This window comes from Paenibacillus tuaregi (assembly GCF_900086655.1).
GTDB classification, from domain to species: domain Bacteria; phylum Bacillota; class Bacilli; order Paenibacillales; family Paenibacillaceae; genus Fontibacillus; species Fontibacillus tuaregi.
Genome location: NZ_LT575476.1, coordinates 3,326,795 through 3,339,843, shown reverse-complemented (window position 1 = coordinate 3,339,843; position 13,049 = coordinate 3,326,795). Strand labels below are relative to the sequence as shown.

General features: G+C 49.3%; 10 protein-coding genes. 7 read left to right on the top strand and 3 right to left on the bottom strand.

Features of this window, described 5'->3' with window-relative positions:
* Positions 1 to 22: 22 nt before the first annotated feature.
* The 6 genes from BN6628_RS15005 (at position 23) to BN6628_RS14980 (ending at position 5,865) form a co-directional block, all read left to right on the top strand.
* Positions 23 to 1,075, top strand: coding sequence for an ABC transporter ATP-binding protein (locus BN6628_RS15005; RefSeq protein WP_068618755.1), 1,053 nt, complete (start codon positions 23 to 25; stop codon positions 1,073 to 1,075).
* Positions 1,072 to 2,793 (top strand): putative 2-aminoethylphosphonate ABC transporter permease subunit, encoded by a 1,722-nt coding sequence (locus BN6628_RS15000; RefSeq protein ID WP_068618753.1) that lies wholly within the window; start codon positions 1,072 to 1,074, stop codon positions 2,791 to 2,793. Before BN6628_RS15005 ends, BN6628_RS15000 begins: the two co-directional genes overlap by 4 nt.
* Positions 2,794 to 2,802: 9 nt before the next feature.
* Complete coding sequence (gene phnX / locus BN6628_RS14995) at positions 2,803 to 3,600, top strand: phosphonoacetaldehyde hydrolase (RefSeq protein WP_082926923.1); 798 nt, start codon at positions 2,803 to 2,805, stop codon at positions 3,598 to 3,600.
* Positions 3,597 to 4,727, top strand: a complete 1,131-nt coding sequence (gene phnW / locus BN6628_RS14990; RefSeq protein ID WP_068618751.1) for a 2-aminoethylphosphonate--pyruvate transaminase — start codon at positions 3,597 to 3,599, stop codon at positions 4,725 to 4,727. Before phnX ends, phnW begins: the two co-directional genes overlap by 4 nt.
* A 74-nt stretch (positions 4,728 to 4,801) precedes the next feature.
* Positions 4,802 to 5,041 carry a hypothetical protein gene (locus tag BN6628_RS14985; RefSeq protein ID WP_068618750.1) on the top strand — a complete coding sequence of 80 codons (240 nt, stop codon included), beginning with the start codon at positions 4,802 to 4,804 and terminating at the stop codon, positions 5,039 to 5,041.
* Between the two features lie 38 nt (positions 5,042 to 5,079).
* Positions 5,080 to 5,865 carry a DeoR/GlpR family DNA-binding transcription regulator gene (locus BN6628_RS14980; RefSeq protein ID WP_068618748.1) on the top strand — a complete coding sequence of 262 codons (786 nt, stop codon included), beginning with the start codon at positions 5,080 to 5,082 and terminating at the stop codon, positions 5,863 to 5,865.
* 154 nt (positions 5,866 to 6,019) lie between these two features.
* Here BN6628_RS14980 and BN6628_RS14975 read toward each other — a convergent pair whose 3' ends face one another.
* The 3 genes from BN6628_RS14975 to BN6628_RS14965 all read right to left on the bottom strand — a co-directional run bounded on the left by BN6628_RS14975 (position 6,020) and on the right by BN6628_RS14965 (position 8,858).
* A complete protein-coding gene (locus tag BN6628_RS14975) occupies positions 6,020 to 7,030 on the bottom strand; it encodes a phosphotransferase family protein (protein WP_068618746.1) in 1,011 nt (336 codons plus the stop codon).
* Positions 7,027 to 7,971, bottom strand: a complete 945-nt coding sequence (gene rsgA / locus BN6628_RS14970; RefSeq protein ID WP_235847651.1) for a ribosome small subunit-dependent GTPase A — start codon at positions 7,969 to 7,971, stop codon at positions 7,027 to 7,029. Before rsgA ends, BN6628_RS14975 begins: the two co-directional genes overlap by 4 nt.
* A gap of 503 nt (positions 7,972 to 8,474) precedes the next feature.
* Positions 8,475 to 8,858 (bottom strand): hypothetical protein, encoded by a 384-nt coding sequence (locus BN6628_RS14965; RefSeq protein ID WP_068618742.1) that lies wholly within the window; start codon positions 8,856 to 8,858, stop codon positions 8,475 to 8,477.
* Between the two features lie 288 nt (positions 8,859 to 9,146).
* Between BN6628_RS14965 and BN6628_RS14960 the strand changes: the two genes are divergently transcribed.
* Positions 9,147 to 13,013, top strand: a complete 3,867-nt coding sequence (locus BN6628_RS14960; protein WP_068618740.1) for a PAS domain S-box protein — start codon at positions 9,147 to 9,149, stop codon at positions 13,011 to 13,013.
* Positions 13,014 to 13,049: the final 36 nt, after the last annotated feature.

Genomic DNA, 13,049 nt, shown 5'->3' with positions numbered 1-13,049 from the left:
CCTGAATGAAGGAGGAAAGCCCATGCCAGACCCCTATTTGGCAATTCGAGACATCCATAAGGCATTTGGCACATTTACAGCGCTGGAACCCATCCGGATCGATATTCAGAAGAATGAATTTGTTTGTCTTCTAGGTCCGAGCGGATGCGGCAAAACGACGCTGCTCCGGATCATTGCAGGACTGGAAGCGCCGGATGGCGGTAGTATAACGGTTGCGGGCAGGGATATCACATCCCTGCCTCCAGCTAAACGGAACGCAGGCATGATGTTCCAATCTTACGCCTTATTCCCTAATCTGACTACCGCCCAGAATATCGCTTACGGTCTCAAGGAGAAGAGAATGTCCAGAGCTCAGATCAGCGAAAAAGTACACGAGGTGCTTGCCATGGTTGATTTGGAGCATGCCGTGGACAAATACCCGGCTCAGCTGTCAGGCGGCCAGCAGCAGAGGGTAGCTTTGGCCCGGGCGGTTGCACTGTCCCCGGATTTCCTGCTGCTTGATGAACCGTTATCCGCACTGGACGCCAAGGTCCGTCAGAAGCTGCGCAAGGAAGTGCGCCGGCTGCATGATCAGCTTGGCATGACTACGATTATGGTGACGCACGACCAGGAGGAAGCGTTAACCATGGCAGATAAAATCGTCGTGATGAACAACGCCAAAGTCATTCAAACCGGTTCGCCGGAGGAAGTATACGAGCAGCCCAAGACCCGTTTTGTAGCGGACTTTATCGGTGCTGTGAATTTTATGGATAACGGGTGGCTTCAGCATCCCGAATATGATAAGGACAGCGAGCTTGGCATCCGGCCGGAGCATATCCGGATCAGTGACCGGCCAACCGCATACAGCCGCGAAGCCGTAGTAACCGACTCCGAGTTCAGGGGCGCGTTTTACCGGCTGAGTATCCGGCTTGCGGCACACCTTGGCGGGGAAGAACCGATTTATGTGGATGTGCCGGCCTCCTTTGCGAAGAGACTGCACGTGCACAAGAATCTGAAAGTATATGTGGAATTTCCAGAGAACCAAATCATCGGGTTCGGCACACCCCGAAGCGGAAAGCTGAGTGTTCCCGTATGAAGACCACACAGGGGGCACATCTATTCACCACGGGTGCAGGCAGAGACCGTTTCATTCAGCGGACCGCCATTTTCGTTATGATTGCCGGCCTGTTGATTGCCGTTCTGGCACCGCTGATGTCTTTGTTCAGCAGAGCCTTTACAGACAGGGGAGGGCAGTACATTGGACTGGGGAATTTCGCGAAATATTTTACAACCTCAGCATCCATGCAATCATTCCAGAACACGATGTTTATTTCCGTTGCTTCATCTGTGATTTCCGTAGCGCTGGCTCTTGGGTTCGCGTTCACCTTAACCCGGACGGCCGTTCGGGGCAAGCGGTTCTTTAAATCCGTGGCCCTGCTGCCTTTATTCGCACCAACCATGATGCATGGAATCGGACTAACTTATCTGTTCGGGCATCAGGGGATCATCACAACGGGGTTCTTCGGGGCATTGCCATGGGAATGGAAGATCGACTTATATGGACCGGTCGGAATTATACTTTCCGAGGTCATCTATACCTTCCCCCAAGCTTATTTAATTCTGTTGGTGGCATTGTCCTTTGCGGATTACAACCTGTATGAAGCCGCCGAGACCATGGGCGCGGGGAAGCTCCGTAAATTTCTGACTGTAACTGTGCCCAATATCAAATACGGTCTGATCTCATCCCTGTTTGTGTGCTTTACGTTGTCATTTACCGATTTTGGAGCACCCAAAGTCGTAGGGGGACAGTACAATGTCCTGGCTACCGATATCTATAAGCAGGTGATCGGCCAGCAGAATATGGGCATGGGAGCCACTGTGGGAATTATTTTGATCATCCCTGCAATCTTGGCGTTTATTGTGGACCGGATTCTGGAAGGGAAAATGAACTCGGCTATTACAGCGAAATCCGCTCCTTACCGGACAGGAAGGAACCGGCTGCGTGACACCCTTCTGTTCACTTATTGCCTGATTATTTCAGGGGCCATTCTAGTGCTGACCGCAACGGTATTTGCCGCCGCTTTTATCAAGACCTGGCCATACAATCTTACGTTCACGCTGGATCATTTCGATTTCAGCAAGGTGGCGGGAGAAGGTATGAAGCCTTTCTGGACCAGTTTGAAAGTGGCTGCCTGGACCGCGGTGATTGGAACAGCAGGCACTTTTATGGGAGCTTATCTCATTGAGAAAACAAGACATTTCAGGCTGCTGCGTCAAGCCGGATATTTTTTGTCGATCCTGCCGCTTGCGCTGCCGGGCATGGTGATTGGTCTAGGGTATATTTTCTTTTTTAACAATAGGGATAATCCGCTTCACGCCATTTACGGTACAATCTGGATTCTGGTGCTGGCGAATATGGCCCATTTCTATTCCGTTTCGTTCATTACAGCCACCACGGCGCTGAAGAAGCTGGACCGGGAGTTTGAGATGGCTTCAGAATCTATGGGCGTCCCGTTCTACAAAACATTTGCCCGGATTACGGTTCCGATTTGTTTACCGGCAATTCTGGAAATGACAATGTATTATTTCATCAACTCTATGGTTACGGTCTCTGCCGTGATGTTTCTGTATGCGGCGGACTTGAAGCTGGCATCTGTATCGATCGTGAATATGGATGACGCGGGCGATGTTGCCCCGGCGGCCGCCATGTCGATGCTGATTGTCATCACGAATATCGGGGTGCGGATGATCTACGAGCTCGCCACACGAGGGGTTCGCAAGAAATCGGCAGCCTGGCAAAATAGGGAAGGTTAGGTGAGAGGAATGATTAAAGCAGTTATGCTCGACTGGGCGGGAACCATGGTGGATTACGGCTGTTTCGCTCCGCTTCATGTGTTCGTTGAGGTGTTCGCCCAAGCAGGGATTGAAGTCACAGCTGAAGAGGCCCGTAAGCCGATGGGGCTTCTGAAGAGGGATCATATTGCGGCGATGTGCCAAATGGAGCGCATCTCGGCATTGTGGGAGATCAAGTATGGACGCACACCGAATGAGCAGGATATCGACAAGCTGTACGCAGAATTTGAGCCGCTTCTGTTCAGCACATTGGAGCAGTATGCACAGCCTGTGCCAGGAGCAGTTGAGCTTACAGCACGCCTTCGGGAGCGCGGCATTCAGATCGGCTCCACGACCGGCTACACCCGGGCTATGATGGATATCGTATCCCGTGAAGCCGCTGCCACAGGCTATAGACCAGACTACTTGGTTACACCGAGTGAAGTACCTCAAGGCAGACCTTACCCTTGGATGATCTACAGAAATGCGGAAGCGCTGAATGTGTATCCCATGTACGAGATCGTCAAGGCCGGGGATACAGTCAGTGATATGCAGGAAGGTGTAAATGCGGGCTGCTGGACCGTAGGCGTGATTCTGGGCAGCAACGAACTCGGGATGACCGAGCAGGAAGTACAGGCATGTGACCAGCTTGAGCTGGAGGCCAGGAAGGCTGCTGTGGCAGCAAGGCTGCTTGAAGCCGGTGCCCACTACGTCATCGAACAGATTGGGGATCTTGACCGTATTGTGGATGAAATTAATGAGAGGCTGGCAAGGAGGGATCGCCCATGACTACGGCATCATCAACGAATCAGACTGCTCTTGGAGATAATCCGTATCTGCTGCTTACTCCAGGACCATTATCCACCTCGAAGACGGTAAAGGAAGCTATGCTGCGGGATTGGTGTACTTGGGATAAGGACTATAATGAACTGGTGCAGAGTATCCGGTCTCGGCTTGTTGAATTAGCTGGCGCCAGCACGGATGAATATACCGCGGTCCTGATGCAGGGGAGCGGAACGTTCAGTGTGGAAGCGGTAATCAGCACGGTCATGCCATCTGAAGGCAAGCTTTTGATCCTGACCAATGGCGCTTATGGCAACCGGATTGCAGAAATCACACGTCTGTACAATATTGAGGCCACCGTGTTGGACTTTGGGGAAGTTGTTCCTGTCTCTTCCGAGGCTGTAGACCGGATTCTGGCTGAGGACAAGAATATCACCCACGTTATATTTGTCCACTGTGAGACAACCACAGGGATGCTGAATCCAATTCATGAGATTACCTCCATAGCCAAGCGTTATGGCAAAACCATCATGGTCGACGCGATGAGCAGCTTCGGCGGAATTCCGCTTAACATTCAGGAACTGCATATCGATTACCTGATCAGCAGTGCAAATAAGTGCATCCAGGGTGTGCCTGGATTCGGATTTATTTTGGCAAGAACGAACTCTTTGCAGATGTGCAAGGGCCAGGCCCGAACCGTGTCGCTGGATTTGTACTCCCAATGGGAGACGATGGAGAAGGGCGGGGGCAAATGGCGTTACACCTCACCGACGCATGTTGTCCGGGCCTTTGATCAGGCGCTTAAGGAGCTTGCCGAAGAGGGCGGGGTAGAAGCCCGTTATGCCCGTTATAAGAATAATCAGCAGCTTCTCGTAAGCGGAATGAGTAGGCTTGGGGTAGAAGCGCTGCTTCAACCAGAGGTTCAATCCCCTTTTATCACAGCGTTTCAATTCCCGCAATCTGAACACTTTAGTTTTGAAGAGCTGTATGCAAGAATAAAACAAGCAGGCTATGTGATCTATCCAGGCAAAATCAGTGCCGCCGACACATTCCGGATCGGAAACATTGGGGAAGTCTATCCGGAAGATATTGAGAATCTGCTTCAAGTTATAGCGGATAACCGGTTTTGGTAGACTCCTTTTTTTATCGATAAAGTTCCAAGCAAAAACACAACAACAAAACCTCGGTCTGGGGAGGATAAAGTTGAATGAAACGCTCCATACGCTCAGACGTTTCGGTTCCCGGGTGGGGGATTCTATGTGCTTATACCCGTAATGTGAGTACTCTCATGGCTAGTGCTGCCGAACTGATTGCAAAAGAGGAGGTCACCCGGACCGGAGTGATTACACCTAAGGAAGCGTTTGTGAAACCGGAGAGGTCATTTTTAAAGCACTGGAGAAGAGGAACATCCTCATTCATGAGCGAATTAATGAACTATAGAGGGTAAGTATAGATAATACGCCGGATTGGAGCTGGAGCTTCTGTATGTCTTTAGTAGGTGAAGAGAGAAAACAGGTTATTCTGAATATGATTAATGACGCTGGAAAAGTCCGTACGAACGATCTTGTCCGAACGCTGCAAGTATCTTCGGAGACGATTCGCCGTTATCTGGAGGAACTTGAGGAGGACAACCGTCTGAAGAGAGTGTACGGTGGGGCCGTCAAGATGACGCTGGAGCGGGAAGAGCTTCCACACGGGAAGCGGGAAGTCCTCCGGGCTGAGGAGAAGAGAAGAATTGGCCGAGCGGCTGCCAATCTCGTGGAAGACAACGATGTCGTGGTCATTGACGATGGCTCAACAACCCAGCAGATGATTCAATTCCTGATGTACAAGAAGAATTTGACGGTGCTGACCAACTCAGTGCCGGGACTGAATCTACTCATAGAATATACGAACAAAGAGCTGTTCGGTGGGGAAGTGTTCTTCCTCGGCGGCAAAATTGATGCGAAGCATTACAGAACCTGCGGCTCATTAACGGGAAGTATGATGAGCAGCTTTTATGTGAACAAGGCTTTTCTCTCAATTGACGGTCTGCATCCCCGAAGAGGGATTACAAGCTATGATGCCGACAGGGCCAACCTGTCACGGGTGTTCATGGAACATGCCAAGCAGAATATTATCCTTACCGACAGTTCGAAGCTGGGGGATACCAAGCTGTACAAAATGGCTGCTATAAAGGAAATCGACACCATTATTAGTGATGTTCCCGTACCATCGGAGTGGGCAGAGGAGCTTAAAGACCTGGATGTGGAGTGGATTACGGCTGAATAAGCGGAGATTCCCCCACTTGCAGACACTCCTAGTGCCCCGCGTCGTCTACGACATCACGAGCAAGCCGCCGGCGACGTTCAAATGAGAGTCATGAAAGAAACTCCGAAAACCCGCTACATTAAGGGTTTTCGGAGTTCTTTTTTTAGAATCAGCCTTACACAGGGCTGGTCTTCATTTCATAGATTTTTTGGAGTGTATGGACATGCTTTGTCTTCTCGTCATCATCCTCTGTGTGGAGATACCCCTCCACAAGCCTGTATCCGAATATGAGAAGGATCAGCTCGTATACGCAATGATCGGCGATTAGAGATATATCCGCATGCTCTGAGAAGCCTTTGTAGTATGCGGGGACACACCTGTGGTAGTATTCGACCATGTGATCAATATCCGCTTCATCGGCAATCAGGCTTGCGAGATCCTCGCCCAGGTAGCCCCATCCGGATGTGTCCCAGTCGATGAGTGCAAATTTCCCGTCGGCATAGATCAGATTGGTCACCCAGAAGTCCCGGTGACACAGCACAAGGGGCAATTGTTCTATGCGGGCGAATATCTCGTCTGCGTGCTCATCGATGTCGATAATCATTTGCCGCACATGCCTCGGGAATTCGCATTCCTCAGAGCGTATATAATCATAGACGACCGGCCAAGACCGGTAATGCAGATACGTATTCTTCATGAACTCCGCACGGCTCAGGTTGGTCAGACTCTGCAGCACAGCGGGCTGCTCCGCATACAGTTTGCCTTGGTAGCGTCCTAACTCCAGCGCGGCCTGTTCATACATGTCACCGGTCAAGTCTAAACCGGTTACGCCATCGATATATTCCAGCCACAGCTGGAATTCATCTTCTTCGGCATTGATTTCGGCATGATAACATGTCGGCCAGCGAAAGGCATCCGAGAACGTCGCTCCCAGATCAGACATATAGAGATCATACTCCCGGCGCCATGAACCCGGATCGCCGTAACGCTCCCATTTCTTCTGGATTTTCAGCACGATACGGTACAGTAATTTTTCACCATCCGCGGTTTCTGTGATTCCCGTTACCAGGTACACATTTCCTACAGTTCCGCCCTGTAACGGCATGGTTTGGTAGTCAGCTAAGGTGACATCCTTCTTGAACCGTCGGCTTAATGCATAGATCAGCGTTTCATATTTAAAATTCATTTCTTTGATCCTCCGTTTTTCTTCGTTTGCTTGCTCCAGATGCCCATCGTTTTGCCCTTAGCCCTCTTCTCGATGAGGTAGCCCGTTTTATTCTGGATATACTTGTTCTCATGCTGCTGGGCAACGTAATGCTCCCACCGTTCACGCGGCAGCGAACCATCGGCAAGTGCGGCGTGAACGGCACAGCCCGGCTCGGCCTGATGGCGGCAATCCGCAAATCGGCACCGCGGGAACCATTCCTCCACATCGCTAAAGTTTGCGCGTATGCCTTCGTTAGCATCGAAAAGCCCAAGCTCACGCATACCCGGCGTATCGATAACCATAGCACCGGAAGGGAGCATGAACAGCTGACGGTGCGTTGTCGTATGCCGCCCCCGGCTGTCGACCTCGCGGATCGCCTGAACCTTCATTACGTCCTGCTTTATCAACGCATTGAGTAGAGATGATTTACCGACGCCGGACATGCCGAGAAAGACGACGGTTTTACCAGGCATCAAGTAGGGAGCGAGTTCGTTCAGCCCCTGGCCCGTATGACTGGAGATCGCGTAAACCGGCACATCAGGGATGCTTTGTGTGACTTCTGCGAGCGGGAGATTATAATCTGGGACGAGATCAGATTTGGTCAGAATGACGACCGGCTGTCCGCCGCTCTGCCTGGCTTGTGTGAGGTACCGCATGATGCGAGGAACGTTGAAATCCCAGTTCAGAGAAGAAATAATAAACACATAGTCAAAGTTGGTTGCGACGACCTGTTCCCGGATGGTTTTGGCATAGCTTGCGGCATGCCCTGAGTAATCCGCGCGTGAGAACTTGGAGCGGCGGGGCAGTACAGTATCGATGAGAGAATCTCCACTCTCGTTGTAGTGCAGCAGGACAAAATCACCGACGCACGGAAAGTCAACGCGTGTTTCCGCGCTGTGATAGAACGATCCTTTGAGCACCACGGTGACTTCGCCGCGCTCAGTCATGACCGTGAAGCGCTCGCGCCGAAGTTCCGTCACCCTGCCGGGCATTAATCCGCCCCGAATTGCTTCAATATTTGTGTAGCCATAGGTTTTTAAATCTATCATGTTTTTGGTTAGCTCCTTTGATATTGTTTTTTGGACGCAAAAAAGCCACGGACAAGCAGCCTCTAAAGAAGCTGCTGTCGCGCGGCATCAGGACGCAAAAAAAGATACGACCTTCATCGTATCCTGCAAACAGCAATATTCACGAAAGGTTACTTTGGATGGCATACCAAATAATACGGGTGTTTTTCCCGCTTATGTTCGCATATGCCTACTATTCAGTTTAAGACGAAACCACCATATAAGTAGCTGCCATTAAAACCATCTCCCTTCGTGTCAGGAACTTGCTTATCGCTAAGCTGTCTATAAAATAACCTGTTTTGGAAAAAAATCAACAACACCGGATTAATGAATAATTGCTCCCTGAATTAAAACAATTAAAGCTCTATTTCACCAGCTTGATCTTGCTCTAGATGAACAAGTGGAACAGGGGAGTAAATAAACGTATCTCCGTCGTTTTCAAGCTTGTATATGATACAAAACAAAGCTGAACCTCGATGATCGCCACTCGGTATAGAGAAAATCATGGCTGGACAACGCAGCTCAGCAGAATGAACGATTGTACACAGATCTTTATAAGTCACAGCAGCAAGGTTGTCGATATCAACGAGATGCTGTTGACAATCCCCGATAACATGCATGTAATACTCAATACTCTGGCTGTACTTATTCGCAAAGCTCATCTTATACTCCTCAATGCTGAGAAAGCAGCACTCCCAATCCAAAGGTGGGACACTTAATACATAGCGATAGAACTTCAACTTTCTGATTCCTCCTCTTACGAATCGAGCGATTATACGTGATCATTTAAGTATATAGGTATTTTTGGAAAGATTCCTCCTATTGAGTATATACACAATAACCGGGGGGATCATCCCGACAAGAGTATTGAGATTGTGACCCAACCTGTGCCGGGATTTTGATACCGGCGTTGTTTTTTTGTACATATATGGCTTCTGCTGATCTAAAACTGAGGATTTTGTTTATTTATATCGTATACTTAAGTTATCAACTAAGAATAGTCGTTATCCAAATTAAGGAGGCTAGCAATGGTATCCTCATCCAGACAGATGGCAGTATTCAAACAATTCTACAAAAGTTCATCCACAGGAGTCGCTGTGATCGATGGCCAGAATCACCGGTTCTTAATGGTTAATCCGGCTTTTTGCACTATGCTGGGATATTCCGAAGGTGAACTGTTGGCGATGAGCTATACCAAAATTAAGTTTGATGAGGATTCTGAATCCGAATTAAGTTCATTTAACCCAACACCTACAGACCTTCAGACGCAGGAGGTGGCTGTGTTTGAAGGGCAATTTGTTCATAAGTCCGGAAAAATGGTGCGGGCAAGCACGACGCTGTCTTCGGTTGCTGAAGAAGGCTCTTCGGAACCGGCATGCATTCTAGCACAGTTTGTTTCAATTGCGGAGCCTCATATGTCTGAGCAGCAGCTTGAAATTAATCATGATTTATATAATTTGATTACCAATAATACGCCTGATCTGATTTCCGTCAGCACCCCGGATGGGTTTATCACTTATATGTCTCCCTCTTGCGAAACGGTGCTTGGGTATGACCCGAGCGAAATGATAGGCAAGCACAGAACCCTGTTCTACCATCCGGAGGATGCGGAACAGATGAAGCGTGACAATGCCTTATATTCAGACAGTGATGTCTACCGGAGACGGGTAAGACATAAGAACGGCCATTATTTATGGCTGGAGACCTCGTTCCAGATTGTAAGGGGTGAGCGTAACCATATCGAGCGGATTCTCGCTATTGGACGTAACATCACAGACAGAGTGAATTCAGAGAAGATGCTTGCCGAAGCCCAAAGGATAGCTAATATAGGCACGTTTGATTGGGATATTCAGAATAACAAAGTCCATTTCTCGGAAGAGATGCGTAGGATTTTCGGATATGCAATGAATCCGGTTGATACGATGGAGTCTGTTATGGCCTGTCTGAGCCCTGATGATTTAAAGATGATTGGGAGGGCTTATGAATCGGCCATTCATAACGGTGAGAATGGGGAATGCGAGTATCGCATGACCAAGCCGGATGGAAGCCTGCGAATTGTATACTCCAGATGGAGAGTTGAGATTGACCATGTAAGTGGTAAGGCAATCCAGATGGTGGGGATGGTGCAGGACATTACAGAGCGAAGAGAGACGATGGACAAGCTCAGAGAGAGCGAGCGGCAGTTTCGCTTAATTTCGGAAAGTTCATTGGATTTCATTTCCAGGCATGCTCCTGATGAAGAGGCGACCTTTCTGTATGCTTCTCCAGTGTGCCGGACCATGCTCGGTTACGAACCAGCGGAGATGATTGGACAAGCCGGACTGGATTTTATCCACGAGGAAGACCAGGACGCCGTGAGATATTATCTGGAAATGAACAGAATGGGTCTGGGGCCGGAAACCGTAGTCTACCGCTTTAAGCGAAAAGACGGCACTTATGTCAGTTTTGAAACGGCTTCGATTTATGCCTACGATGAATTCCGGCAGGTGGAGGAAATCATTGCAGTATCCCGGGACATTACAGAGCGTAGACAGATCGAGCTCAGGCTACAGGAGAGCCAGAGCCGGTATAAGTCTTTATTTGAATATAACCCAGAGGGGATTTTCGCCATTGATCTTGAGGGCAATCTGATGTCAATGAATACAAGTATGGAATCCTTGATCGGATACTCCCGTGAGGAAATGATAGACAAGCCGCTAATTCCGCTGATCGACCCAATGGATCAGGAGGCGACCCGAGCTGCGATTGAGAGTGTGTTTCGCGGAAGCACGAAGTCTTGGGAGACCCGAATGTATACACGTACAAAGGACTTGGTTGATGTCAGCCTTACGATCCTGCCGATTGTAGTCAATCACCAGATTGTCGGTGCATATGGAATTGCGGGTAACATCTCCTCCCGTAAGAAGTCGGAGCGCCTGCTTAAGGAGAGCGAGAGCCGTTATAAGTCTTTGTTCGAAAATAATCCTTCTGCAGTCTACTCCATGAATCTGGCCGGAGACTATTTAACGGCAAACGAGAATCTGGAGCTGCTGACAGGCTATGCTCTAGATGAGCTGATCGGTAAGTATTTCGGTCCTTTGGTACCGGATGAATTCATATCTAAGACCTTGCATCACTTTGGCTTGGCAGCCCGTGGATTCCCGCAGAACTATGAAATATCGATCCGTCATAAACAGGGGCATCTGGTTGATATTTCGGTAGCCAATATTCCAATTATTATTGATGATGAGATTGTTGGCGTGTACGGAATTTCCAGTGATATTACGGAGCGCAGCGAGTATATCAAGCAAATTGAGAAGCTTAGCAATGAGTACACCTTGATTCTGAACTCGGTTACAGAAGGCATCTTTGGGGTGGATAACGATGGAAGAGTTACGTTCATCAATCCTGCTGCCGCAGCCATGCTCGGCTACAGTCACCGCGAGATTATCGGACAGTATCAGCTTGACTCAATTCAGATGACCCGGCTGGATGGAAGCCATTATGCCCCTGGTGAGACACCCATCTATGTGGCGGCGAAGGAAGGCCGCTGGTATCAGAGCACGGAAGAAGTATTCTGGAAACAGGATGGAACCAGCTTTCTGGTCGAATACCGGGTCAGTCCTTTGATAGATAAAGGTGAGCGTAAAGGAGCCGTTGTCGTCTTCCGTGATGTCACGGATGAGAAAGAGATTATCCAGGCTAAGGAATCGGCCGAACGGGCCGACCGGGCCAAATCGGAATTCCTGGCCATTATGAGTCATGAGCTGCGGACACCAATGAACGGAATCATTGGAATGACCAGTCTGCTCGAGAGCACAGAACTGGATGAAGAACAGCGCGAATATACCAATATTATCGTTCAGAGCAGTAATTCTTTGCTGCATATTTTGAATGAGATTCTTGACTTTAGTAAAATTGAGGCTGGCAAGATGGTTCTAAACCAAGACCCGGTTAGTCCGGTTCATATTGTCAAAAGCGTTGTTGAGCTCTTTGCTCCGCGTGCCGAGGAGAAGCAGATTGAGCTTGTCTATCACGTAGATATATCGGTCCCAAGCCTGGTCATTGGGGATGAGGTGCGCCTTCGTCAAGTATTGATTAATCTGCTTAGCAACGCGGTCAAATTCACGGAGAAGGGCAGAATCAATCTTACGGTCCGCGCCAAACACCGTTACAAGTCGTCTGACGGGATCGTGCTGGAGTTCTTTGTAGAAGACACAGGGATTGGAATTCCTCTCGATCTTCAGGGTCAGCTGTTTCAATCCTTCTCCCAGCTCCATCCCTCTATCAATCGTAAGTATGGGGGAACCGGCCTCGGTCTGGCGATCAGCAAAAAGCTTGTTGAGCTTATGGGTGGGTCGATTGGCGTGGAAAGTGAAGTAGGAAGAGGTTCCACCTTCCGGTTTACGGTTTCCTCGGGTCTTTATCATGAATCGGGTGCAGAGGAAGAGGAGCAGACTCCCCGGACAGATATGGAAGCCAATGCCTCGTTTAAGGAGGACGCTTGTCCAGCTGCGGAACACTTTGAACCGATCCAGATACTTATAGCCGAAGATCACCCGGTGAACCAGAAGCTTCTGCATACGATACTCAGCCACAGAGGACATCATGCGGATATTGTTAGTAACGGAAAGGAAGCGGTGGATGCTATTTTGAGCAATAACTACGAACTGGTCTTCATGGATGTGCAGATGCCTTTAATGGATGGGCTTGACGCTGTGAAGCTGATTCGTTCCCATCCCGGGTATGAGAGCCGGCCCTACATCGTTGCCGTAACTGCTTTTGCCAGGCATGAGGATAAATTGACCTGTCTGGCCAGCGGCATGCAGGATTTCGTAGCGAAGCCGATTGATATGTCAGAGATCGACCGGGTCCTGATGGAGATAATTTCCTCAAGGAAAGGGCAAAATAGTTAAATGAGCCGAACATCGCCATGGTTGGCGGAGGGTTCC